At 40.6% G+C, this 23,320-nt stretch carries 24 protein-coding genes; 10 read left to right on the top strand and 14 right to left on the bottom strand.

Annotated elements, in window-relative coordinates:
- The 3 genes from AB5627_RS09405 to AB5627_RS09395 all read right to left on the bottom strand — a co-directional run.
- A partial coding sequence (locus tag AB5627_RS09405; RefSeq protein ID WP_368369811.1) for a hypothetical protein occupies positions 1 to 575 on the bottom strand: 575 nt, incomplete at its 3' end.
- A gap of 7 nt (positions 576 to 582) precedes the next feature.
- Positions 583 to 1,455 carry a hypothetical protein gene (locus AB5627_RS09400; RefSeq protein WP_265290633.1) on the bottom strand — a complete coding sequence of 291 codons (873 nt, stop codon included), beginning with the start codon at positions 1,453 to 1,455 and terminating at the stop codon, positions 583 to 585.
- Positions 1,452 to 2,498, bottom strand: a complete 1,047-nt coding sequence (locus tag AB5627_RS09395) for a hypothetical protein (RefSeq protein WP_265290632.1) — start codon at positions 2,496 to 2,498, stop codon at positions 1,452 to 1,454. The genes AB5627_RS09400 and AB5627_RS09395 overlap by 4 nt, the downstream gene beginning before the upstream one ends.
- Before the next feature lie 105 nt (positions 2,499 to 2,603).
- Between AB5627_RS09395 and AB5627_RS09390 the strand changes: the two genes are divergently transcribed.
- The gene (locus AB5627_RS09390) at positions 2,604 to 2,984 is read left to right on the top strand and encodes a hypothetical protein (RefSeq protein WP_117928528.1); all 381 of its coding nucleotides are present in this window, start codon (positions 2,604 to 2,606) and stop codon (positions 2,982 to 2,984) included.
- A gap of 95 nt (positions 2,985 to 3,079) precedes the next feature.
- On the opposite strand, the gene AB5627_RS09385 is transcribed toward AB5627_RS09390, so the two are convergent.
- Both AB5627_RS09385 and AB5627_RS09380 read right to left on the bottom strand, forming a co-directional pair.
- Complete coding sequence (locus AB5627_RS09385) at positions 3,080 to 4,171, bottom strand: hypothetical protein (RefSeq protein ID WP_265290631.1); 1,092 nt, start codon at positions 4,169 to 4,171, stop codon at positions 3,080 to 3,082.
- A gap of 90 nt (positions 4,172 to 4,261) precedes the next feature.
- The gene (locus AB5627_RS09380) at positions 4,262 to 4,642 is read right to left on the bottom strand and encodes a hypothetical protein (protein WP_265290630.1); all 381 of its coding nucleotides are present in this window, start codon (positions 4,640 to 4,642) and stop codon (positions 4,262 to 4,264) included.
- Between the two features lie 440 nt (positions 4,643 to 5,082).
- Between AB5627_RS09380 and thyX the strand changes: the two genes are divergently transcribed.
- The 7 genes from thyX to AB5627_RS09345 are packed head-to-tail and all read left to right on the top strand — an operon-like array spanning position 5,083 to position 11,216.
- Positions 5,083 to 5,856, top strand: coding sequence for an FAD-dependent thymidylate synthase (gene thyX, locus AB5627_RS09375; RefSeq protein ID WP_265290635.1), 774 nt, complete (start codon positions 5,083 to 5,085; stop codon positions 5,854 to 5,856).
- The gene (locus AB5627_RS09370; protein ID WP_022286916.1) at positions 5,846 to 6,514 is read left to right on the top strand and encodes a deoxynucleoside kinase; all 669 of its coding nucleotides are present in this window, start codon (positions 5,846 to 5,848) and stop codon (positions 6,512 to 6,514) included. The genes thyX and AB5627_RS09370 overlap by 11 nt, the downstream gene beginning before the upstream one ends.
- Positions 6,515 to 6,524: 10 nt before the next feature.
- The gene (locus AB5627_RS09365) at positions 6,525 to 7,430 is read left to right on the top strand and encodes a phosphatidylglycerol lysyltransferase domain-containing protein (RefSeq protein ID WP_289148611.1); all 906 of its coding nucleotides are present in this window, start codon (positions 6,525 to 6,527) and stop codon (positions 7,428 to 7,430) included.
- A gap of 19 nt (positions 7,431 to 7,449) precedes the next feature.
- A complete protein-coding gene (locus AB5627_RS09360; protein WP_022286914.1) occupies positions 7,450 to 7,992 on the top strand; it encodes a DJ-1 family glyoxalase III in 543 nt (180 codons plus the stop codon).
- Positions 7,989 to 8,564 (top strand): 5-formyltetrahydrofolate cyclo-ligase, encoded by a 576-nt coding sequence (locus tag AB5627_RS09355; protein WP_046441871.1) that lies wholly within the window; start codon positions 7,989 to 7,991, stop codon positions 8,562 to 8,564. Before AB5627_RS09360 ends, AB5627_RS09355 begins: the two co-directional genes overlap by 4 nt.
- Before the next feature lie 3 nt (positions 8,565 to 8,567).
- Complete coding sequence (gene mltG / locus AB5627_RS09350; RefSeq protein WP_289148610.1) at positions 8,568 to 9,974, top strand: endolytic transglycosylase MltG; 1,407 nt, start codon at positions 8,568 to 8,570, stop codon at positions 9,972 to 9,974.
- 18 nt (positions 9,975 to 9,992) lie between these two features.
- Positions 9,993 to 11,216, top strand: a complete 1,224-nt coding sequence (locus AB5627_RS09345; RefSeq protein WP_022286911.1) for a U32 family peptidase — start codon at positions 9,993 to 9,995, stop codon at positions 11,214 to 11,216.
- Between the two features lie 37 nt (positions 11,217 to 11,253).
- Here AB5627_RS09345 and AB5627_RS09340 read toward each other — a convergent pair whose 3' ends face one another.
- The gene (locus tag AB5627_RS09340; RefSeq protein WP_022286910.1) at positions 11,254 to 12,234 is read right to left on the bottom strand and encodes a tyrosine-type recombinase/integrase; all 981 of its coding nucleotides are present in this window, start codon (positions 12,232 to 12,234) and stop codon (positions 11,254 to 11,256) included.
- 514 nt (positions 12,235 to 12,748) lie between these two features.
- Between AB5627_RS09340 and AB5627_RS09335 the strand changes: the two genes are divergently transcribed.
- Positions 12,749 to 13,423 carry a uracil-DNA glycosylase gene (locus AB5627_RS09335; protein ID WP_022286908.1) on the top strand — a complete coding sequence of 225 codons (675 nt, stop codon included), beginning with the start codon at positions 12,749 to 12,751 and terminating at the stop codon, positions 13,421 to 13,423.
- 44 nt (positions 13,424 to 13,467) lie between these two features.
- Here AB5627_RS09335 and AB5627_RS09330 read toward each other — a convergent pair whose 3' ends face one another.
- The 4 genes from AB5627_RS09330 to AB5627_RS09315 all read right to left on the bottom strand — a co-directional run bounded on the left by AB5627_RS09330 (position 13,468) and on the right by AB5627_RS09315 (position 18,165).
- The gene (locus tag AB5627_RS09330; protein ID WP_022286907.1) at positions 13,468 to 15,762 is read right to left on the bottom strand and encodes a hypothetical protein; all 2,295 of its coding nucleotides are present in this window, start codon (positions 15,760 to 15,762) and stop codon (positions 13,468 to 13,470) included.
- Positions 15,763 to 15,782: 20 nt separating this feature from the next.
- On the bottom strand, positions 15,783 to 16,556 hold the full coding sequence (gene rlmB / locus AB5627_RS09325; protein ID WP_022286906.1) for a 23S rRNA (guanosine(2251)-2'-O)-methyltransferase RlmB: 774 nt from the start codon (positions 16,554 to 16,556) through the stop codon (positions 15,783 to 15,785).
- Positions 16,557 to 16,688: 132 nt separating this feature from the next.
- A complete protein-coding gene (locus AB5627_RS09320; protein ID WP_022286905.1) occupies positions 16,689 to 16,949 on the bottom strand; it encodes a hypothetical protein in 261 nt (86 codons plus the stop codon).
- Between the two features lie 532 nt (positions 16,950 to 17,481).
- Positions 17,482 to 18,165, bottom strand: a complete 684-nt coding sequence (locus tag AB5627_RS09315) for a DUF6062 family protein (RefSeq protein ID WP_022286904.1) — start codon at positions 18,163 to 18,165, stop codon at positions 17,482 to 17,484.
- A 128-nt stretch (positions 18,166 to 18,293) separates the two neighbouring features.
- On the opposite strand from AB5627_RS09315, the gene AB5627_RS09310 reads away from it, so the two are divergent.
- Complete coding sequence (locus AB5627_RS09310) at positions 18,294 to 19,097, top strand: DNA-3-methyladenine glycosylase (RefSeq protein WP_022286903.1); 804 nt, start codon at positions 18,294 to 18,296, stop codon at positions 19,095 to 19,097.
- Between the two features lie 47 nt (positions 19,098 to 19,144).
- Here AB5627_RS09310 and argS read toward each other — a convergent pair whose 3' ends face one another.
- The 4 genes from argS to AB5627_RS09290 are packed head-to-tail and all read right to left on the bottom strand — an operon-like array spanning position 19,145 to position 23,198.
- Positions 19,145 to 20,833: an arginine--tRNA ligase gene (gene argS / locus AB5627_RS09305; RefSeq protein WP_265290614.1), complete on the bottom strand. Its 1,689-nt coding sequence runs from the start codon at positions 20,831 to 20,833 to the stop codon at positions 19,145 to 19,147.
- Between the two features lie 27 nt (positions 20,834 to 20,860).
- Positions 20,861 to 21,298 carry a DUF1934 domain-containing protein gene (locus AB5627_RS09300; RefSeq protein WP_022286901.1) on the bottom strand — a complete coding sequence of 146 codons (438 nt, stop codon included), beginning with the start codon at positions 21,296 to 21,298 and terminating at the stop codon, positions 20,861 to 20,863.
- 15 nt (positions 21,299 to 21,313) lie between these two features.
- Positions 21,314 to 22,123 (bottom strand): glutamate racemase, encoded by an 810-nt coding sequence (gene murI / locus AB5627_RS09295; protein ID WP_022286900.1) that lies wholly within the window; start codon positions 22,121 to 22,123, stop codon positions 21,314 to 21,316.
- Positions 22,116 to 23,198, bottom strand: a complete 1,083-nt coding sequence (locus tag AB5627_RS09290) for a D-alanine--D-alanine ligase family protein (RefSeq protein ID WP_368369810.1) — start codon at positions 23,196 to 23,198, stop codon at positions 22,116 to 22,118. The genes murI and AB5627_RS09290 overlap by 8 nt, the downstream gene beginning before the upstream one ends.
- Positions 23,199 to 23,320 lie beyond the last annotated feature (122 nt).

Here is a 23,320-nt window from a genome sequence, read left to right as displayed (position 1 = left end):
ATCATAAGGTATGCGAACACGAGCAGGTAGCTTTGCACTGCGGCTGAAAATACTGTGAGCTGATTGTAGAGATTTTCAGGGAGAAGCTGCACACCGAAATTGCCCGAATGTTCAGGAAAGCGTGAAGCGAACTTTGTCGCCACGTTGCTCCAGCCGTTGTACCAAAAGCCGTCTGAAAGCATTGGAAGCACTGCGCCCAAGAATATCACTGCAAGATAAGATAACGCCATAAAAATGAGCTTCAAAAGCTGTCCGAACAGCCAGTTCAGCCTGCCCACACGCATTATGTAGAAAACTGTGTTGGTGTCTATCTTGGGAAAATCTGCGATAAGTGTGAGGAAAACCAGCGGTATGATAAGAAGTATCGCACCCGAATTTGCTATGGCGATAAAAGGCTCAAGGATATTCAGCGGTTCGCCCATAAGCTCTGCGTTTGATTTAAGAGGCTCAATAGCAAAGCTGTAAATGAAGATAAGAAGCACTCCTAGGATTATCATTCGTGCGTCGCATACCCACTTTATGAACTCCGCTCTTGCGCAGAAAAAGCTTTGTTTAAGGCTGAAATTTTTCATCATAGCTGACCTACACCCCCTTGTCCTTGCGCAAATTCATCACGATAATAAATCCCAGCAGGGTAACGATCGCCCCCGAACAGTTCACCGCAGTTATCCACTTTGCACTTCTGTCAAAGCTTTGTATATACAGAAAATTCGTCACAGAGCTTGGATAAAAGGCGTTTGCTCTATCAAAATCAAAGTTTTCGTTGAAAAGATTTGCGTCTATTATCCTATTGAGCATTGTTGTAAGGACATAGTTGAGCATAAAAGGCAGGCAGGTTATGATATACGGATTTTTGCAGAAAGAGCTTAGGAAAAACGCAGGCAGTGTGGAAACTGCACCATATGCGAAAGCTACCGCAAGCATTTTGATTATGGTTTTACCTGTGCTGTCTTGCATTATGTATTGAAGCTGGTCGGCTGATACGTCAAACTCCGAAAGTGGTTGAAAAAGCACTGCACAGGCTATGCCGTAAACTGCGATACCAAGCATAACGGCAAGTCCGCCTGAGATAAGAGCGGATATGAATTTTGAAAGATAATATCTTAGCTTGCCTGTGCGAGATATGGTGAAACGCATCAGTCCGTTATTTCGCTCTGCACAGAAAGACACCATGAAAGGGAATGCCACGACAATAGGCAAAAACATTGTAATATATCCCGAAAGTCCGTTTCTGAAAACCAGCACAGAAGACAGCATTGGGTCGGTGCGGAGGATATTTTTATCGAGGGTGAAAAGTGACTCGAACACCGAATATGATTTATCGGTGGCAAGGTCTGTATAGGCTGAGGAGGTGAAAGCAAGCACTGTTGTCAGCAGCACCGCCCCTGCAAAGCCTATGTTTATTATGCTTTTGTTCAGGTCACATTTTATTGCGTTTAGAAGTTTTAGTTTCATTTCTCTATATCTCCGATCTCGGTGTAGATAAACCTACCAAGATTATTGCTGTCAGCTTTGGCGTAGGCGATATTTCCAAATTCATGCCCTGAGGGGTCATACTCCGCAGGGTCGGTGCAGATAACGGCGTAATCAAAACTCTCCGACTTTCCGCTATCGAAAAGGTCTGTGGAGCAGTCAAGTATCACCATGACTTCAAGCCCCTCGCTAAGCTCTCCGTCACAGTAATATGTTGGCACTGTGCATACTGTCTTTTTGTCTGTGAGCTTAATTTCGGCCGTGTTGTCGCCTATGGTCTGTACTGTGCCGAAAAAGCTGGGGTAGTCACTGGTCGTGAGCGGCTCATACGTCTTTGAGCCGTCATCATTCACCGCAACAAGTAAGTTGATATCCTCAATAATAAACTTGCCATCGGTAAAAAGATAGCCGCCGAACATAACATCATCAGCACTTTCGGGATATTTTCCTTTCTGCCACTCCTCAAGATCGTTGAAGTCAGCCGTGATAGTCCGATTTGCATTGCTAAGCTCATAGACAGAGCCGCTCTTGTGGCAAAGCTTGTAGTCATACTCCTCCGCAGGCACGTCCGCCTTGATGTCCTCATACATTCCCGAAGCGTATTTCTCGCCGTTAGGACTTACAACATCACAGCTGTATATTTTGGTTATGCCCTCGTCCGTAATTATCTCCGCAGAAATGACCTCGCCGATATCGTTGTTTATTATTGCTTGGGATAAGCTTTTCCCATTCACATATTTTTCATCATGTTCAAAAAGCTCGCTGTCCATTGCAAGCGTGTATTCCTTGCCGTCATAAACAAAGGTGAGCTGTCCGTTATCATAACCCACAGCCTCAGCCTGCAAAGTCACCCTGCTGTCCAAAAGGCTGTCAGTTCTGCTTTCCGCAGCCGACACCGCCGCAGATGAACTATTCTCGCTATTATTTTGACTATTTCCGCAAGCCGTCAGACAGATGATTCCGCCTATCACAGCAATACCAAAAAGCCGCTTTGTGATTTTGTCTGTATTTTTGTTTATTTTCATACAACTGTCCTTTCGGTTTTTGTTGATTTATTTATGTAGATATGGTATAATGGGAAAAATATGTTGAGCTTTCTGCTCGACAGATCGGAATTTAGAGGTGTTAAAATGTTTGCGATTAGTTTTGGAAACTTATGTTTTAATAGAAGCGCCGATAGAGAACAAGGCATTGAATTTGTGATCGCACCAAAACAAAACTACCAGTCTTTAGATCATTTTGTTGATGCAGTATTTGAATTTATGAACACAGATCCTGAATTTGCAGATAACTATGATGAAATCTATAAAAAACGTATTTATGAGCCAGTTCCAGACATAGAATTGAATTTTTTGAGATCTCGCTTTTCTGATATGAATAATTCAGTAAACATAATTTTAGAGCCGTTTATAAGAGCGGAATATCTTGTTAAACCGAGATGGAATGATATAACTGTTATAATAGAAACTAAGAGTAATTATATATTTTATAATTGGGGTACAACAGCCTAAATTCTCGTTTATCTACACTTATTTTTCACAGCACTCAAACGAATGCTGTGATTTTTTATGCCCGATTTTCCTCCCAAAAGCTCCGCACTATGAAACTACGAAACATCAACAAAGACCTCGCCGCCCAGCGCATTGACTTTGATATATTCCTTTGCGCCTTCGCTTGCGCCATCGCCGCCATTTATCTCGAAACACCACATAGGCTCAAAGGTTTTTGGTGTCTTGTTGTATTCCTCCGCCAACTGTTCAGCCTTAGCAACATTGTCCTCTTCGGTCATATCCAATGCTGGCTGATTTGCAAGACAGCAGTACATAAGCTCAACATTTGAAAACTCATAATAAGACCCTTTTGCAAGCTCCGTCTCAAGAATTTTCACCGCCTCGTCAAATGGTATCATCTCAGTTTTCTCTGTTTTGTCAAGTATGTTAAGTGGCGCATTTGCGTTGATAAAATCAAATTTGCCGTCCTCCCCAATAGAGCCTGTCACCTGCAAAAACGTCCAGTAACTCATATTATTCTCGTTGTCTGTCCGACTGTATGCAGAGGGCGAATACTGAAAAGGCACATTTTCATAGTCAAGACTTGCCGTAAAATCAATTCTGCCCACAGTGTCATTCACCGAAAACTCTTTGGTATTGATCGTAAAATCCTTATAAAAATCAGCAATATAATTGTTTAAGCCACTGTCGATATCAGTCACATCAATGGCTTTGCCACCTAAAGTAATGCCGCCCTCGTCAAGCCCCACAACATAAGTCTGTCCGCTGCTGTTTTCTTGAAACTCATAGTCAGCGGAATAAAGTGCAATATCCATACCCCAGTATGCAGAGGTGTTCATTCCAGCCTGATAAACTATTCCGCCATTGTCAGTTGAAAGTGCACTTTCGTCGAAATCGTCACCATAAAAAGTCTTGAATAACTTTTCAGCATTGGTCATATCATCATTTTTCAAAGTATTGCAGGACAAAGAATATACCTTATTAAAGTCCACTTTGCTAATCTTTTCTGGCAGCTTAAAACTGCCGTGATCGCTGCCAAGCAACTTATCACAGCCGTCATAAGCCTGTTCCACAGGCTCAAGCCTTGCATCATCTGTACTGTGGTTATTGGATTTGTTGTCCTGAGATGAACAACCAAAAAGGAAAAGAAAAAGCAGAGATATAACAACGCCATAATTTTTTTTCATTATTTCACGACCTTTACTAATATTATGAGCGACTATCGGCTGATAAATTTCAGACAATATGTCGCTCATATGTTATTTTAAGTGCATATATTAATAACCAGAAGTACTTCCAGAAGCAGATGTTGCTTTTGAAGCATTTTTAGTTATAGAAACAACGTTTTTAGCATTCATGCCAACTGTTATCTGATACCACGAGCCTGTAGTCTTCTGTGTACCCGTAGATGTTGTGATCAAATTCCAAGTGTTGTTTTTCCAAACATAACACTTGGTCGTAACTGTAGTATTTTTACTTGCAGTCAATTTGGTATATGTAGTGTATTTACCAGATTGTGTTGTTTTAAAATTAAGTGTTTTGGAAGTCACGTTATCGCTTGAAGGTGCTCCCGGCGTGTTGCGAAGACTAAATGCTTTACTATCTGCCGCACTAGCCCCAATAGCCATAGAACTCATCATCATAACAGCAGCACCCATAGCTGCGATCCTCTTAACGATATTTTTCATATTAAACGTTTTTTCATAATATAGGTGTGATTTTCTTCAAGTTTTGTTGCAGAGTAATTTAACTTCATCATATCACACAATTATTACAACGGGTAATTGTGCATAATAAATATTCACATCTTCATTGGGCTTATCACATTTTTTGCAATAGACTTTTTTATCTATGCATACATTATTTTAACACATATAACACCAAAAGTCACTATATTCTGCATATTTCTCTCATATGCACAAGATTTTTGTATAGCTGAACAAATATTGCGTTCTAAATTATTTCATTTTACACAAGTTGATTGTTAAATGCGTGTTAACATCAACACGGAAGTTGAAATAGCCATTTAAAATAAAATGTTGACTTGTAGGCTTTTTAATGGTATAATATAAAAAATATTTGGAAAGGATCATATATGATGAGGGTTGAACTTATTACCCATACACCTGAGCCTGAAAAGGTGGTTGCTACTGCTGCAAAACTTTGCTATTCAAGCAGTGATATCGCCTCGCTTAGAGAGGGTCTTACGGAAGAAAAAACAAAGAGCTTTATTGAAAGGCTCGTGTCTATTGGTCACGAAAGCCCTATGGAACACGTTTCTTTTACTTTTGGCATAGAGGGGATATCCCGTGCCTGCTCTCATCAGTTGGTAAGACACAGAATTGCGTCTTATTCTCAAAAAAGCCAGCGTTATGTAAATGAAAGCGGCTTTGAGTTTATCACGCCACCATCAATAGAGGCTGTGCCAGAAGCAAAGGCTGCATTTGACAGGCAAATGGATCAGCTACTTGATTGTTATAATAAGATTGCAGACATACTTACAAATACACATGAAAAGGCGTTTTTAGAGCAGGGTATGTCTGAAAAGGACGCACTTAACAAGGCTAAGAAAAAAGCCTATGAGGACGCAAGATTTGTTCTTCCAAACGCTTGTGAAACAAAGATAGTTGTGACAATGAACGTCAGAACACTGTTTAATTTCTTCCAGCATAGATGCTGTAACAGAGCACAATGGGAGATAAAGGCTGTGGCTGATGAAATGCTCAGACTTTGCAAGCAGGCCGCTCCTGAGCTCTTCAAGAACGCAGGTCCGTCATGTGTGATGAAAGGCAAGTGTCCGGAGGGCGCAATGAGCTGTGGAAAAATGGCTGAAGTAAAGAAAATTTACGGAGAAATGAATAATGTTGAATAAATCTGGACTTATAGTTCTTGAGGGACTTGATGGAAGTGGAAAATCAACTCAGTTTGAAAGGCTTTCTGCTTATTTCAGTGAAAATGACATAAAGCATAAGGCTATAAGCTTTCCTGACTATGATAATCCGTCGTCTGCGTTGGTAAAGATGTATCTTAATGGTGAAATAGGCAAAACGCCTGCTGACGTGAATGCCTATGCAGCTTCAAGCTTTTACGCTGTTGACAGGTACGCTTGCTACAAACAATTTTGGGAGCATGACTATAAAGAGGGAAGTCTTGTACTTGCAGCGAGATATGTTACGTCAAACTGCATTTATCAGATGACAAAACTGCCGAAAGAGCAGTGGGAAGATTTTATAGGTTGGCTTGAAGATTACGAGTATGACAAGCTTGGGCTTCCAAGACCTGACAAGGTGATATTCTTGGATATGCCAATAGAGATATCTCAAAAGCTGATGTCGGGAAGATACGGCGGAGATGAAAGCAAAAAGGATATCCATGAAGCAAATGTGGAGTATCTGAAAAAATGCCGTGAAGCCGCTTTGTTTACCGCAGAGAAACAGGATTGGGATATTATTCCTTGCAGCGACGGCAGCGAGCCTTATACAAAAGATAAGATTTTCGGAGATGTTCTGGGGTTAATCAATAGAAAGTAATGTGTGTTTAATGTTTGATTTCAGAAAAATAAGTTTTGAGGACAAAGAATGGATAACCAAGTGTCTTGCAGTATCAGATTTCAGAGGAGCAGAATATTGCTTTGCAAATAATATGGCGTGGCAAAGACTTAATGACACTGTAATAACACATCATGGTGATTTTTATATAAGCTGTTCCTTTGAGGACGGTCAGCCGTATTTTACATTTCCTGCGGGCGTTAAAATAGACGTTGAGGGCAAAGAAAAATATATCAGGCTTTTTGATGAGCTTAAAGAATATGTTTCCGCCCAGGGAAAGCCGCTTATCGTATCTTCTGTAACAGATGATAACCTAAGCTGGATAAAAGAATATTATGGTGATAAAATCATCTGCGAGTATGATAGGGACAGTTCAGACTATATTTACAATGCTTCCGACCTTATCGAGCTTAAAGGCAAAAAGTATCACGGCAAGCGTAACCACATAAAGCGTTTCATGGACGAGCCTTGGGAATACAGAGAGCTTACTGATAAGGAAATAGACAGCTGTATTGAATTTTCGGCTGAGTTTTATAATAAGAATGACAACGCTGACGATCCTTCGGCGGTGGTTGAGCAATATGCTATTGATCTTTTTCTTACGAATATGGATAGGCTCGGACTTAAAGGCGCTGTGCTTTACAGAAATGATAAAATGACAGGCTTTACGGTTGGTGAACAAATAAATTCGGATACCTTTGTGGTGCATATAGAAAAAGCACTCGCTGACGTTCAGGGTGCATATCCTATGCTGTGTAATCAGTTTACGTCGCATAATGCAAAGGGTCTCAGCTTCATCAACAGGGAAGAGGATCTAGGAATAGAGGGTCTTAGAAAGTCAAAGCTTTCTTATAACCCTGCTTTTCTTTTGAATAAAAATGTAATTACTTTCAGATGATCGAAAGGAGTCATTTGTTATGGTTTATGTATTTCTTGCCAATGGTTTTGAGGAAATGGAGGCTCTTGCCCCTGTGGATCTGCTCAGACGAGCAGGCGTTGAAGTTTTTACTGTAGGTGTAGGCTCTGATATGATAGTCAGCTCACACAACATTCCTGTCAAGACCGATACAACAGTGGATAAGATAGTTCTTAATGACGAGCTCGAAATGATAGTTCTCCCAGGTGGTATGCCGGGTACTTTAAATCTTGAAGCAAGCCCTGATGTGCTTGGTGCAGTTGATTACTGTGCTGATAATAACAGATACATTGCCGCGATATGTGCCGCTCCGTCCATAATCGGTCATAAGGGTCTTCTTGACGGCAGATATGCAACTTGTTTTCCAGGCTATGAGAAAGATCTTAAAGGTGCGATACATTCTGCCAGACTTGTGGCTGTTGACGGTAAGTTCATCACTGCAAAGGGCGCAGGCTGTAGCATGAAGTTTGCACTCAAGCTTGTAGAGCTTCTTGTTTCAAAAGAAAAGGCAGAAGCCCTTGAATCAGGTATGCAGAGCAAATGACAGATAAAAAAGCTTTAAGAAAGCATTTCAAAGAGATACGTCTTAGTATGTCTGCGGAAGAAAGAAAACAGGCAGATGTGGCTGTTCAGCAAGCTTTCCTTGACAGCGAGGAGTATAAAAGCTGTACAACTGTGCTTGCATATGTTTCCTCTGATATTGAAGTGTCTACGGCGGAGATAGTAAGAAAGGCGCTAAAGAGCAAAATAGTGCTATGCCCGAGATGTGAAAAAAACGGCAATATTATGTATTTTTACAGAATAAACAGCACCTATGATCTCAAAGAGGGTAGGTTTGGCATTTTTGAGCCTGATGAAAGTTGTGAGAAATACTGCGTTTTTGACAATGCATTGTGTATCGTGCCTGCGCTTTCGTATGATAAAGACGGATACAGGCTTGGCTTTGGTATGGGCTTTTATGACAGATTTTTGGCTGATTATAATGGCATGAAGCTAGGTTTATGTTACGATAACTGTATGTCAGAAAGTTTTTGTCATGACGGCTATGATATCTCTGTAGACAAGGTATTTACTGATAAGGATATATATACTATAAACACAAAGGAAAGGAAGTAAATAATGGACGATCTGAATTTTAATGTTGACGATATAATAAATGATGTCAACGCAAAGATAAAGTCTGCCGAGAAAAATGAAGCGGACGAAGAAAGCGTTGAAGCAGAGCCTATCGCTGACACTGAGAACAGTTCCGAAGACTGTGAACAGGCAGATAATACTGACGAGAAACCACAGTCACAGGAAACTCCAGAAGCGACCGATGACAAGCCTGGACCTATCCTAGCTTTTCACGAGGACAAGTCAGAGGAAGACAAAAGCGAGGAAGACGAGGATAAAGGGCCTGAGAAGCCCGAAAAGCAAGAAAAAAAGTCAAAAAGCGGCAAGAAGAAAAAGAAAAAAAGAAAGAAAAGCAAGGTGAATAATTCGGTGTTTGGCGGAATTATACTTGTTATAGTAATTCTTACAGTCTCTTTAGTGCTTGCAGTGGGCGGCATTTCTATTGGCATGGAGTATTATGGTATCGGAAAAACTGACGAGGATATCAGATTTAATATCCCTGCAGGTTCAACAAACAGTGAGATAGCTGATATACTTGTAAATGAGGGAGTTATAAAGAACAAAAAGCTGTTTATGCTTGCTTTGAAATTTGAAAAGCCTGCAGCTATATATCCTGGTGATATCACACTTCAGCCATCAAGCGGATATTCTGAAATAATCGAAAAACTTTCACAAATGAGAGAGTCATACAAGACTGTAAGCATTACATTCACAGAGGGAGAAAATCTTCTTGACATAGCTAAAAAGCTTGAAGATAATGAGGTCTGCACTGCTGACGACTTCCTGTTTGAATTCAATAAAAATCAAGGCTTTGACTTTGAAAATGATGTTGATGATAACGGCGATATGTTCTATCGCATGGAAGGCTATTTCTATCCTGATACATATGAGTTTTATGTGAATGACAGTGCAGGAAACGTTACCAAGAAGCTTAGAGAGCAGTTTGAAAAGAAATACGAATCTGTCAAAGCTAAGATCAAAAATTCCGGTATGTCACTTAACGAAGTTATGACCCTTGCTTCTATCGTTCAGCTTGAAGCCGCTTCTGAGGACGAAATGCCAAAGGTAGCTTCGGTATTCCTGAACAGACTAGATGACCCTGACACCTATCCTATGCTCCAGTCTGATACAACAACAAATTATATTAAGAATGTTATAAAGACCGAGGCTGACAACACAGCTTCTATCGAGCATTATACCGAGTGTTATGATACCTATAAGTGCAAGGGCTTGCCGGCAGGACCAATATGCAACCCTGGTATGGCTGCAATAAACGCTGTTCTTGAGCCTAAGAAGACTGATTACTATTACTTCTGTAATAATCTTAAGACGGGCGAAACATTCTATGCAAAGACACTTGACGAGCATGAGGAAAATCTTGTTAAGGCTGGACTTGCAAAGAAAAAGTAATAAAGGATTGAATTTTTAATGACTGAAAATAATTTGCTTGAAGTTCTTGCTCCTGTGGGAGATATGGAACGTCTGTATGCGGCGCTGGATTTTGGTGCTGATGCAGTTTATCTTGGAGGTACGGCTTTCGGAATGAGAGCCGCCTCTGCAAGCTTTGACGCTGAGCTTCTTAAAAAAGCCTGTGACGAGGCTCACAGTAGGGGTAAGCGTGTGTATCTGACCTGCAATACGCTTCCTCATAATGACGAGATAGTGCATTTAGAGCAGTTTGTGAATGACGCTCTTGCGGCAGGCGTTGACGCTATGATAGCCAACGATATCGGTGTTTTCTCACTGATAAAAAAATATGCACCTGATATGGAGATCCATGTTTCCACACAGGCTGGTATAGTAAATTATGTTACTGCAAATGAATTTTATAACATGGGTGCTAAGAGGGTAGTGCTTGCAAGAGAGCTTTCTCTCGAGGAGATCGCCGAAATAAGAGCAAAGACCCCTAAAGATCTTGAAATTGAGTGCTTTGTACATGGTGCAATGTGCGTAAGTTTTTCAGGCAGATGTTTGCTTTCCCAGTACCTTGTAAACCGTGACGCAAATCGTGGCGAGTGCGCACAGCCTTGCCGCTGGGGATACCACCTTATGGAAGAAAAGCGCACCAATGAGTTTTATCCTGTTTTTGAGGACGAAAAAGGAACTTATATCCTCAACGCCAAGGATATGTGTATGCTCAACCACATTGATAAGCTTGCAGAGGTAGGCGTGAACAGCTTTAAGATCGAGGGCAGGGCTAAATCTTCGTATTATGTGTCCGTTATCACAAATGCCTACAGAAAGGCTATGGATATCTATAAGTCTGATCCGAAGCATTTTGAGTTGCCACAGTGGCTTAAGGATGAAGTTTTCAAGGTAAGCCACAGAGCATACTGTACAGGATTTTTCTTTGGTCACCCAAAGGAGAGCCAGTATTACGAAAACGGCGGGTATATTCGTGAATATGATGTTGTGGCTGTGGTTGACGGTTGTAGCGGTGGAAGAATATACTGTACTCAAAAAAACAAATTCAACAAGGGCGACGAGATTGAAGTGCTTTCACCTGTTGGTAGCCCTGTGAAGTTCACCGTGGAGGAAATGTTTGATGAATACGACAACTCCATAGATACTGCAAACCATGCAGCTATGAAGATGTCGATAAGATCAGATCTGACATTCCCAGAACATTCTATAATTCGTATGAAAAAATAGCAAAAAAGCCATGTGATTTTCCTCACATGGCTTTTGTTTACTTCTTTTTCTTTTCAATTTCTTCAGACAATGGATTCGACTCCATGGCCTTTTTGATGTTTTCATCAGATAAATGGGTGTATATCTCAGTGGTCGCAATGCTTTTGTGACCGAGTATATCTTTCAGTACAAGAGTATCTACACCGCCGTGTTGGTACATTAGGGTTGCGGCTGTATGCCTGAGCTTGTGGGTGGTAATACCCAAATTACTAAGTCCTGCACGCTGGAGCTGTTCATCTACTATTTGTTGAACACGTCGCTTGTTTATCCTTGTTTTGTTAGCTGACAAAAAAATGGCAGTTTGTTCCACATGGGGACGGGTAGTGTCAATATACTCATCAAGTGCAGAAACACAAGCGTCGTTAAGATAAATAATGCGCTCCTTGCGGCCTTTGCCGAGGACACGTAGAGTTCTGTTATCTCGGCTGTAATCGCTTAAATTCAAGCCCACAAGCTCGCTCAGACGCATACCGCAGTTAAGGAACAGAGTAATGATACAATAATCACGCACCTGATTTTTAGAGTCGATATTACGCAGAAGCTCAAGGCTTTGTTCAAGGGACAGATATTTAGGCAAGGCTTGATTTATATGTGGCAATTCAAGATCATCAAGCGGATTGTTTGAAATAATCTTGGCTTTTTGGCAAAGATAAACATAGAATTGTTTCAAAGCTGAACATTTTCTTGCACGGGTTTTTGTGGAATTATTGCGCTCATCTTTGAGATACTTTAAATAAACATAAGCATCGTTTAGTGAAAAGCATTCGAGCCATTCTATTGGCGTTTCTTTTATTTTTATTTTATTGAAAGGCGTTTCGGCTGGAATTGCATGGTGCTTGACATTAAGATATCGCAGAAATGTTCGGATATCAATAAAATAAGCTTCTTCAGTGCGGTCAGAACGGTCTTTGACAACTTTCATGTTAGTTAGAAAATCGTCAAGATAATATGGGCAATCATCTACATATGCTTGTTTCATTTATATCTATTCTCCTTATTTATCACTTCTCTAAGTTTCACTAAATTTTTATTTAGTGAAACTTTCTGTACACACTGTGTGAGGGGCTGTTTGTGACTCTTTTACGCTTGTCGGCTCTCCCCGTTGTGCACTGCTTTAAGTATACACCCTACTTTGTGGGCTGTCAAGCTATGCTACATTTGCGGTAATCCATTGACAACTAAATTTATGATATCATATAAAGCAAGGCGAGGTTAAAACCTTGCTCATATGATATTTTTTTTCGTATAGCAGTTGCTTACTTACGAACCTTTGCGAGCCACTTCATTATTTTTTTGAACAAATTATTTTATAAATTTCCTCCAAACAGTTGATTTTACAGCGAAAATATGATAAAATTATAGTAGTATATTTTATGAAAGGAACGATAGTTAATGAACGACAAGAAACCTATGGTCATGAGAATACTCGTTCTCGCTTTGGTTGCCGCACTTATACTCGGTCTGATCGTCGGAACTGTCATTAGTGCTGTATAATGGTGCATATCGGAAATAGCTGGGACGATATTCTGGCTGATGAGTTTAAAAAGGAATATTATTTGAAACTCCGTGAATTTTTGAAATACGAATATTCACACTTCACTGTTTATCCTGATATGCATGATATCTTCAATTCATTGAAGTACACGCCTTATGAAAACGTCAAGGCTGTTATCATTGGACAGGATCCTTACCATGGTCCGGGACAGGCTCATGGTCTTTGTTTTTCCGTTAAAGCTGGTGTTAATCCACCACCTTCTTTGCAGAATATTTTTAAAGAACTTAATGCTGATCTTGGTATCTCTATCCCTAATAATGGCGAGCTTACCGATTGGGCTAAGCAGGGCGTGCTGATGATGAACACTGTTCTTACTGTTCGTCAGGGTCAGCCTAATTCTCATAAGGGTAAAGGCTGGGAGCAGCTTACTGACGCTGTAATAAAAAAGCTTAATGAGCGTAATGTGCCTACTGCATTTATCCTTTGGGGTGGCAATGCTAAGGCTAAGGCACCACTTATAACGAACCCTATTCATGCAGTATTCAAGGCAGCTCATCCATCTCCATTGTCTGCATATAATGGTTTTTTCGGATGCAGGCATTTTTCTAAGGTTAACGATTTCCTTGTAAGTAACAATATTCAGCCAATAGATTGGACAATAAGCAATAAGTAAAAAAATAACCTCGGTTTGTATCACTACAGGCCGAGGTTTTATTTTTATAGTTTTTTGATGTGTTGTATAAGCAACGCTACTCCCATTACAATGAGGTTGTAGACGATAACTAGCGTTGGAGTAAGCTGAACAAATGAACCTGTCAGCATCATTATAAGGGCTATGAACGCCGCAAGTATCGTTGCACCATACATCACTGACGCACCAAGTTCTGCGGTAAATTTGAGCCTTTTTGCGCCTATCACAAGCATTGCAAATGACGGAAAATGTCCGCTGCAAAGCATTGATGAAGCCTGACGTGGAACGTACTCGGTTTCGTTTTCGTAATCCTTGTGATATCTGAAGCTGAGAAGCTTAACGCTGTCGCTTTCAATATCAAAGAGGTCAGAGAGAAAACGCTGTGAAAGAAAGCCGTCAACTGTTCTTATTACTGTTGTGATACCTTCAAGTTCAAGCTCCTGAAGCCAACGTGTAACGGACAGATTAGGCGATACCTGAATAACGAACATTGCTGCTGTTATTCCAGAAATAGAAAGATATACAGCAACATTCCCATTTGTATACTCCTTCTCTTTTGCTTCTGACGGCAGACCATCAATAGAGTGGTTTTCCATAAGCTCTCTTGTACCAAGAAGTACACGTTTGTTTTCTATCCAGCCCGAAAGTCCAAGACCGTCCTCATAAATGTAGCTTTCAACAGGATAAAGCAACTCAGTCTTTCCTCTGAGCATTTTGTAGAATGTAGATTTAAGAACACTTCCCGATTGACAGCTAAGGCTTGCCGCCATTAAAATGCAGTCTTCAATAGAAATAGCTGAGAGTAGTTTAAGGTTTGCAAGCTCAATACTTCCTTTAGGGAAAAGCTGTTCAGCGTCAACAAGAAGTGAATTTGTGTCAGCAAATTCATCAACAGAAGAATATCCCAGCATTACCGCTGAATACTGCAAATACTTCTTTGTAGCTCTTGCCAAAGGTACATTTACTATAAGCATTACCGCAAACGAAGAACACATGGTAACAGTGCCTGAGAAAGCCGCAAGTGCTATGAACAAACGTTCTTTCATGTTTGACGCACCCTTATCAAATATAAGTGACAAAAGTGCTATAACAACGCCTGCAATGAGGATATAAGGGCTTATTTTCTTTGAATACTCATCTGAGATATCAGAAGTGTAGCTATTCTTCATGAAATCGTCCACAAACTCGGTTTTGCGCATAGCTGCTATCTTTGGCTCTGCAACAGCACCTCTTGTGAAGTTTTCTGCTATTTCCTCATCTTCAACGGATGTAACTGCATATCTCTCAAAATCTCCTGCAACGTACCTAAAATTACGTTCAGTACGTTTTACCACCATAAGTTTTCCAAGAGTATTGAATATCAGACCCACGATTGCAACGGATATGTAAACATGGTAAACACTGTCACGAATAGACTCAGGGTCAAATAGATTTATTATTCCTGCAATGACTGTAATAAAAATACCTATCGCTGCTATTGTATCATTATCTGCCTCTTTTTTAAATAGGCTTTTCATTCCTGCAAGAAGCACGTTATAGCACACCGCTATAGAAATAAGACCCAAAATAGTGTTTGCAAACAGATATGCCGCAGGGGTTATCGTTCTGTCAAATGTCTTTATAAGGGGTAGTTCCAAGTCATTTGCAACCGTGATGAATGTGCTGAAAATGCCCGTAAACAGAAGTACACAAAGCCTTAGAACAAGGTTGCTCTTCACATGACGGATAGAGCCAAAGACCTTTTCGGCGTCATCAAACTTCTTAAACTCCGTCTGCCCTGCCTTGTCTTTATCGTTTTTATCATCACTGTCAGGCTCGCTTTCCTGCTCGTCAGTTTTAAGAACAAAGCTGTCAACTTTCTTCTTTCTGTGCTGTGACAATATAGAGGATTTTTCCTCATAGGTGGCGTCATCAGGGATAAGTGCCTTGTCAAACTCCTCTGTTTTCGGGATTATTTTTCCCGTCAGTCCCATTTTGATATCTTTAAGGCTTGCCCTGTTCACAGGCGGAATGCTCTGCTTTGCAGCCTTGCCTTTTTTATGTTTGGTGAGATTATTTATAAGTGCAGCATTTTCCTCATTACGTTTTTTCTCATTCGTATGATCTGACGCCAATTCATCATCAAAATCTGTTGCTTTTATTGGATCATAGCCGTCACTATCTATATCGCTGGTATCATTATCTTTTTCAATACTCTCATCAATATTAGTATCTTCATTTAAAATTTCATCGTTTTCCTGTGACTCGTCAGTCTTTAAATCGTTTTCAACTTTTTCGCTGTATTCTGAAATTATATCGTCTATTGAGAATTTATCAGCCAAAGCTTTAACCTCCCTGTTCCTTATAGATTTCTCTGTCTTACGGCTTCGTACATAAAAATGCCCGCCGCAACGGAAGCATTCAAAGAATTGACTTTGCCTGCCATAGGCAAACTAAGCAAAAAATCACATTTATCTTTTATTAAACGTCCCATGCCGAAGCCCTCAGAGCCGACTATCAGCCCTATAGGACCAGTTAGCTTAACTTCAGTATAGCTCTGTCCCTCGCCGTCAGTTCCATATATCCACACACCGTTTTCTTTAAGCATATCAATAGTTGCAGCAAGATTTGAAACTCTTGCAACAGGCAACCAGCTTGCTGCACCTGCGGACGTTTTGAAAACAGTTGCGTTCAATGATGCACTTCTTCTCTTTGGAATGATAACGCCGTGAGCACCTGCCGCCTCAGCCGTTCTGATTATTGCACCAAGATTGTGCGGATCTTCTATCTCATCGCAAATGATAATGAAAGGATCCTCTCCCTTTTCATTTGCGATGCTGAGAATATCCTCCGGAGACACATACTCCGCACACGCACCCATAGCAATAACACCCTGATGTGAAGCTCCCCTGCTCATATTGTTGAGTTTTGTTTCGGTAACACGCTTGACATTTATGCCTTTTTCCTTTGCAAGTCTACAAATAAGTGTTATAGAGCCTTTAGCCTCAGGGTTAATATAGATAGTGTCGATCAGCTTATTTGCTTTTAAAGCCTCGATAACAGGGTTTCTGCCAATTATAAACTGCAGTTCATTTTCTTCGTCTAAATTATTATTTTTATCTTGATAATTACTCATTGAATTTTCCTTTTCAAAAAAATATACTACTCGTAATTATACCACAAAAAAACCATAATGCCAATAGTAAACAGGCTTTTTATATAGACTTTCGACGATTTACACAAATTTTATCAATGATATTTATGCTTATCACATACACAATGCGATAAGCAGCAGAACAAGCATTGCCACACCAATTATAGTTGATATCACAGCCGCAAAGTTGAATTTTCTGTTTGTCGAAAACATTTTGTCCCCCGTTATCGCACTTGCGATATCAACAGCATTTTTTCTTAAAATATCAGGGTGTAGATGATTTTTATTTGCGTTTACAAATAATAGAATCTTATCAAAACATTCATTTTCTGTACACTTTATTTCGATGATTTGTTTATTAATTCCTTTGAGCATTACAGTCAACTCCTCTAAATACCAATTACTTGATTATATTACTGATTGTTGGCATTAAAAAAGTGCAATATTCAACATTTCAACGCAAAAATGTTGAATATGAAAAGTTTTCAACATTCGTAGGGGCATTTTCTGTTGAAAACCATGTTGAAAACGTTGAAAACTCATGGTTTTATCGGTATTTGCAGGCTGTTGAAAACTTCATATTATAACGAAAATCGACCATTTAAGCGAAAAAACGCTAACTTTTGGGAACAAATACACACGAGAATGTTACGAATATATTAACACACAAACTTGTCTGTTGAAGGTTATTTGTTAGCAGCGGAATGACCGCACTTTACATAATTTTTGAATTTGTTTGAGAATAAATTTACAATGCTAGATCCAAAGTACAAAAAAATGACCTGTTCAAAGAACAATGACCTATTAAATGATATAAGCTGATCTTCTGTACATATAATTGTACTTTTACAATCTTCTGCATAAAATCTAAGCTGTAACCATTGTAACGAAAAGTAACGAAAATTTCTTATCTTGTGGTAAGAAATTTTATAGCACGCTCTATGGAGTCTTTTGAGTTTCCCCAATCGGCATTTGCTCCTGTGTTACGGTAGTCATACATCTTGCAGTAGTGTGATACGTCCGCTTCAAGAGTGTCAAGATATTTGCTTGTCAGCTCGCCGCAAGCGTCAATAAACTGCTTCTGATATTTCTTATCCATACTTTCAGTACACATAGACACTAAAAGGTCATAGTGCGGCAGACAAAGCATTTCCTGCTGAGCAAAAAGATCTCTGAAATCACGCTGTTGAACATACATCTCAAACAGCGTAACGAGTATCCTTGACATTCCCCAATCCACCTTGCTGCATACAAAACATTCGTTATTAACTGCGCTGACTTTCTTTTGCTTTGCTGTCTTGCCCTCGAACATTTTCTTTCGTGTGAAAATATGCTTTTGCATATCCTGCAAATGTGATTGAAGCATAAGCGCAAGTGACAATCTATTTTTGCAGGCTCTCATCTGTTCAAAATGTGTTTTGCAGAAACCGAGCTTATTGGTCTCCATACGCACGTCTGGCTCCATCATAGCCGCTCCCATTATGTACTCAACAGTTCTCTGCTCCAACGTATCACGCAGGCGGCATATTGGACAGCCGCATTTCGGCTCAAATATATCTGTGACAGGTATTGTCAGAATGCTTTCTCTCATATGATCTATCCTTTCTTAGATATGTTTATTTTATCCGCTTGAAAAATACTAATATTTATAGTATAATATTTTTTGTAGAATTTTGCAAGTAGATTCGATGATTTTATGATAAATAGGAGCTGAATTTTATGGATTATACACAAAGCGGCAGTGACATTTTGCTGAAACAGCCTGATTTTGGACTAGATGATACACTTGATTGCGGACAGGCTTTTCGCTGGGAGAAGATAGATAAAAAAACTTACAGCGGAGCTTTCCTTAACAACAAACTTACCATAAGTGAGGAACCCGAAAATGGCGTGTTTAGGTTTCATGACACTACTGTGCAGAACTTTGAAAACATTTGGATCGATTATTTTGACCTGAATACTGATTACGGGGAGCTTAAACGCCGCTTCTCTGAGAACGAAACTCTGTCAAAAGCCTGCTCATTTGCAGGCGGCATAAGAATACTCAGGCAGGACAGTTGGGAGGCGTTATCTTCCTTTATAATAAGTCAGAATAACAATATCCCAAGGATAAAGGGCATTATAGGACGTTTGTGTGAGCATTATAGCGGCTACCCTTCTGCAGAAGATATGGCAGATGAAACTATAGACAGCCTTGCATATCTGCGTTCAGGGTTCAGAGCAAAATATCTTGTTGACGCCATTGAAAAGGTTTTGAGCGGTGAGATAGACTACCAAAATATAAAAGAAATGCCCCTTGACGATGCACGAAACGAGCTTATGAAGATCAAGGGCGTTGGTCCGAAAGTTGCTGATTGTACACTGCTTTTCGGCTTTTACAAAACGGACGCCTTCCCAAAAGACGTGTGGGTGAAGCGAGTGCTTGCACAGTGGTATCCGAACGGACTTCCCTCTTGTGTGAAGGGTGTCGAGGGCATTGCACAGCAATATCTATTCCACTACATAAGAAATACCCAGAAATAACAAAAGACCCGATCGTAGAGTTTTCCACGGTCGGGTCTGATATTTTATTACATAGACTCTGGGCAAGTTATCTTGAGCATATCAAGAATATTCTTTATTACCTGCTTAACTGCAAGTGAAAGTGAAAGTCTTGCCTGCATAACGCTCTCGTTTTCTCCCATGATACGGCAGTTGTTATAGAACTTGTGATACATTGTAGCAAGGTCTATAACATACTTTGTTACCTTAGCTGGGTCATAAGCCTTTGCAGCCTCGTTTATAACGTTTGGCAGAGTAGCAAGGTGTTTTATCATCTCCTGCTCCTCAGGGGCTGTGAGGACGCTGAGAGCCGCCTTGTCGAGGCTCTTAACTTCAATGCCCTCTTCGTTCATCTTTTTAAGGACAGAACAAATTCTTGCGTGTGCATACTGTACATAGTAAACTGGATTCTGGCTTGTCTGAGATACAGCAAGGTCAAGGTCAAAATCGAAGTGAGAGTTAGGCTCACGGAGATTGAAGAAAAATCTTGCTGCGTCTATTGGAATCTCGTCAAGAAGAGTTGACAGAGTGATAGCTTTGCCTGAACGCTTGGAAAGCTTATACTTTTCACCGTTACGGACAAGGTTTACCATTTGCATGATAACAATGTCAAGTCTGTCAGCGTCAACGCCAAGTGCTGTCATAGAAGCTTTAATACGAGCTATATATCCGTGGTGGTCCGCACCGAAAATATCTACAGCTTTATCGAATTTTCTTACTGCAAGCTTGTTGTAGTGATATGCGATATCAGGCACAAGATATGTTGGCACACCGTTTTCACGAACGAGAACTCTATCCTTTTCGTCACCGAACTCTGTTGTTTTAAACCAAAGGGCACCGTCTTTTTCATAGGTATGACCGCTTGCTTTGAGCTGTTCGATAACTCTCTGAACTGAGCCGTCCTTATGAAGTGTGCTTTCGTTGAACCACTTGTCATACTGTATTCTATATTTGCCAAGGTCGTCGTGAAGCTTCTGAATGTTCTTTGGCAAGGCAAAATCGCAAAGTGCCTGACGGCGTTCCTCGCTGTCAGCGTTCACATACTTGTCGCCGTATATCTCATTGAATGCGTTTGCATGGTCGATTATGTCCTGACCCTTATAAGCGTCCTCCGGAAGTTCAGTTTCAGGCTTGTATATCTGAAGATATCTAACTTCGAGTGAAGTCTTGAACTTCTCTATCTGATTGCCTGCGTCATTGATATAGAACTCTCTTGCTACCTCATAGCCTGCCTTTTCAAGAACAGACGCAAGACAATCGCCTATAGCTCCGCCTCTTGCATTACCTATGTGCATAGGACCTGTTGGATTTGCAGAAACAAATTCCACAAGAACGCTCTTCCCAGCGCCAAGGTCAGTTTCACCGTATTTCTCTTTCTGCTCCAAAACAGTGGCAACTACAGTTGCATACCATTCAGTAGAATAGAAAAAGTTAATGAACCCAGGACCTGCCACTTCACATCTTGCAAAGTATGAGCCGTTAAGGTCTATCTTTGATACGATAGCTTCTGCTATTTTTCTTGGATTGTTTCTGAAAGGTCTTGCACATACCATTGCGGCATTAGTGGAAACGTCACCGTTTTTTGAGTCGGCAGGTATCTCCGTATTAAATGCAGGAACAGGCTCTGCTGGAAAAGTTCCGTCTGCAACAAGCTCGCCCATAGCCTTCATTACAAGCTCCTTAGCCTGAATAAATGCGTCGCTTATGAGATTAGTCATATTATTTTTCCGTCCTTCCAAATATAATTATGCGACAACATTTGCCGCTTTTACTTCTATAGCTATCTCAAAATCACCGATATAGCTTGAATTGACATCTAAAACATAGTGAAAGAAAAGCATTCCACCGTTTTCGTCAAGATCTGATCTTATGGTTTTAGCGGTTATGCCTATCATAAAATCACCGTATGGAGTGCCATAAACGCAATGCTGCTTTTCGCCTATATCAACAACAAGATTTGCTTCAACCGTTCCGGTTCTGTTCATAGTCACCTTGCGGCAGCCTTCGGTTTCTAGCGTTGTAACGCTTCCTTCAAATCCTGTTGCCTCAGACTCCTCATACGATATGCGATATCCTTTTTCGGTTGCTTCATAAAGTCCTGCTGAGATAAGCTCTGTTTCTTCTTTTGTATTACCGTCGCTTTGACGGCTAACAAGTTTTATTGATACTTCCTTGCTGGTCAAATAAAATCCTCCAGTTTACAGCTTTAGGCTGCATTTTGATATTTGTGCATTGATATTGTTTCCGAGAAAACGTTCAACATTCTCAGAAAACAGCTCAACGCTGTCGGTACAGTAAAGCTCAAGGCTCTCACGCTCTTCTCTTTCAGCCGTATCATCGCTGTATGAAAGGGAGTTGAGTGCATATTTCGCAAGCTCTGCACCTGATGAAACAAGTGTTACACCCTCGCCCATTATATCTGAAATTAGTTCAGTGAGGTGTGGATAGTGAGTACAGCCGAGAATAAGCGTATCAACGTCTTCTTTTTTCATTATTTCAAGATACTCCTGTGCGATATATCTTGCAGGCACGCAATCGGGGGCAGTATAGCCATTCTCTACCAGTGGTACGAACATAGGACAAGCTTTGCCGACCACCTTGATGTTAGGGTTAATGCTTCTTATAGCTTTGCCGTAAATGCCGCTCTTTATGGTCGCACTTGTGGCTATAACGCCTATCCTGTTATTCTTTGTAGCAGAGCAGGCAGCCTTTACAGCAGGCTCAACAACTCCGCTTATGGAGATATCTGACTTTATATCCATTGCAGGCAATACAGAAGAAACTGTACCGCAAGCAACGAGTATCATTTTAACGTTATGCTGTTTAAGAAACTCTATATCCTGTCTGGCATAGCTCATTATAGTCTCTCTGCTTTTTGAGCCGTATGGCACTCTTGCCGTGTCGCCAAGATAAACGATATTTTCATTTGGCAGAAGCTTTATAAGCTCTTTCACACAGGTAAGCCCGCCAACTCCTGAGTCGAAAACTCCAATGGCGGCGTTATTCATAATCAACCTCCGCCTTATCAAGTGCCAGCTTGATAAGCTTATCTTCCTGCTGTGCAGGGGTCATTCCCTCGTACTGCATAAGCTGTGGATACATACTTATAGGCGTGTGACCTGGGAGAGTATTTATCTCGTTAAGAATAACAGTGCCGTCTTTCATAAGGAAGAAGTCTACTCTTGAAAGTCCGCTGCAGCCCATTGCTCTGTATGCCTTGACAGCCGTCTTTCTTATTTCTTCAATGCTCTCCTCGCTCATTCTTGCAGGGATAAGCGTTTTGGAAGTGGCGTCATTATATTTTGCGTCAAAATCGTAAAACTCGTCATTTGCGGAGCATACTTCACCGACAGTTGAAGCAAAAGGCTCGTCATTGCCCATTACCGCACACTCGCACTCCATGCCTACTATAGTTTCTTCTACAATGACCTTGCTGTCATGAGCAAATGCAAGCTTGATAGCAGATTTAAGCTCGTCTCTGTTTTTAGCTTTTGAAACGCCCACCGAAGAACCACAGTTTGCAGGCTTGACGAACATAGGATAGCCAAGCTTGCTTTCCATTTCGTCACACTTTTTGTCAAGATGTGAAAGCTCTGAGGTTATAATGCCTACCCACTTTGCTGTCTTTATGCCGTTTGCGTCAAGAACAGTGTGTGTAAGTCCCTTATCCATGCAGTTTGCAGAGGATATGCAGTCACAGCCTACAAATGGTATCTCAGCAAGCTGAAAAAGCCCCTGAATAGTGCCGTCTTCACCGTTCTTTCCGTGAAGGACTGGGAAAATAACGTCAACTTTTACATTCTGATATTCGCCGTTTTCGCCAAGAGCGATAAAGCCCTTGTGAAGAGGGTCAGGGCTGAGAACGCATGGAACATTATCAGGGTGCTGTTCCCATTTGTTTGACGCAATATCGTCAACATCTCCTATATATTTCATCCAGTGACCTTTTTTTGTTATTCCGATACAAATAACATCATATTTGTCCTTTGGTATACTCTTTATAACGTGAGTTGCAGAAACAACAGATACGTCGTGCTCGTTTGATTTTCCGCCGAAAATAACGGCAACTCGGATCTTAGACATAAAAAATCGTCCTTTCTGAATTAGTATCATAATATTATAACATATTTCCGCTAAAATTGCAAATCTTTTTGTGCCAAAATATACGCAAAACTGCCTTGAATATTGTGTTTATTGCATAAGGC

The organism is Ruminococcus sp. RTP21198st1_G1_RTP21198_201120, assembly GCF_040924265.1.
GTDB lineage: Bacteria > Bacillota > Clostridia > Oscillospirales > Ruminococcaceae > Hominimerdicola > Hominimerdicola aceti.
Note: the sequence above shows the minus strand (reverse complement) of the source record. Positions and strands in the feature narration are given on the sequence as shown.

What these genes read in the sequence shown, in the direction of transcription:
- AB5627_RS09380 (WP_265290630.1), bottom strand. Translation starts at nt 4,642, where the DNA reads ATGGGTGCTGCTGTTATGATGATGAGTTCTATGGCTATTGGGGCTAGT.
- AB5627_RS09310 (WP_022286903.1), top strand. Translation starts at nt 18,294, where the DNA reads ATGGATTATACACAAAGCGGCAGTGACATTTTGCTGAAACAGCCTGAT.
- AB5627_RS09290 (WP_368369810.1), bottom strand. Translation starts at nt 23,198, where the DNA reads ATGTCTAAGATCCGAGTTGCCGTTATTTTCGGCGGAAAATCAAACGAG.
- argS (WP_265290614.1), bottom strand. Translation starts at nt 20,833, where the DNA reads ATGACTAATCTCATAAGCGACGCATTTATTCAGGCTAAGGAGCTTGTA.
- AB5627_RS09355 (WP_046441871.1), top strand. Translation starts at nt 7,989, where the DNA reads ATGACAGATAAAAAAGCTTTAAGAAAGCATTTCAAAGAGATACGTCTT.
- AB5627_RS09320 (WP_022286905.1), bottom strand. Translation starts at nt 16,949, where the DNA reads ATGCTCAAAGGAATTAATAAACAAATCATCGAAATAAAGTGTACAGAA.
- AB5627_RS09345 (WP_022286911.1), top strand. Translation starts at nt 9,993, where the DNA reads ATGACTGAAAATAATTTGCTTGAAGTTCTTGCTCCTGTGGGAGATATG.
- thyX (WP_265290635.1), top strand. Translation starts at nt 5,083, where the DNA reads ATGAGGGTTGAACTTATTACCCATACACCTGAGCCTGAAAAGGTGGTT.
- AB5627_RS09390 (WP_117928528.1), top strand. Translation starts at nt 2,604, where the DNA reads ATGTTTGCGATTAGTTTTGGAAACTTATGTTTTAATAGAAGCGCCGAT.
- rlmB (WP_022286906.1), bottom strand. Translation starts at nt 16,556, where the DNA reads ATGAGTAATTATCAAGATAAAAATAATAATTTAGACGAAGAAAATGAA.
- mltG (WP_289148610.1), top strand. Translation starts at nt 8,568, where the DNA reads ATGGACGATCTGAATTTTAATGTTGACGATATAATAAATGATGTCAAC.
- AB5627_RS09315 (WP_022286904.1), bottom strand. Translation starts at nt 18,165, where the DNA reads ATGAGAGAAAGCATTCTGACAATACCTGTCACAGATATATTTGAGCCG.
- AB5627_RS09360 (WP_022286914.1), top strand. Translation starts at nt 7,450, where the DNA reads ATGGTTTATGTATTTCTTGCCAATGGTTTTGAGGAAATGGAGGCTCTT.
- murI (WP_022286900.1), bottom strand. Translation starts at nt 22,123, where the DNA reads ATGAATAACGCCGCCATTGGAGTTTTCGACTCAGGAGTTGGCGGGCTT.
- AB5627_RS09340 (WP_022286910.1), bottom strand. Translation starts at nt 12,234, where the DNA reads ATGAAACAAGCATATGTAGATGATTGCCCATATTATCTTGACGATTTT.
- AB5627_RS09335 (WP_022286908.1), top strand. Translation starts at nt 12,749, where the DNA reads ATGGTGCATATCGGAAATAGCTGGGACGATATTCTGGCTGATGAGTTT.
- AB5627_RS09370 (WP_022286916.1), top strand. Translation starts at nt 5,846, where the DNA reads ATGTTGAATAAATCTGGACTTATAGTTCTTGAGGGACTTGATGGAAGT.
- AB5627_RS09395 (WP_265290632.1), bottom strand. Translation starts at nt 2,498, where the DNA reads ATGAAAATAAACAAAAATACAGACAAAATCACAAAGCGGCTTTTTGGT.
- AB5627_RS09400 (WP_265290633.1), bottom strand. Translation starts at nt 1,455, where the DNA reads ATGAAACTAAAACTTCTAAACGCAATAAAATGTGACCTGAACAAAAGC.
- AB5627_RS09365 (WP_289148611.1), top strand. Translation starts at nt 6,525, where the DNA reads ATGTTTGATTTCAGAAAAATAAGTTTTGAGGACAAAGAATGGATAACC.
- AB5627_RS09385 (WP_265290631.1), bottom strand. Translation starts at nt 4,171, where the DNA reads ATGAAAAAAAATTATGGCGTTGTTATATCTCTGCTTTTTCTTTTCCTT.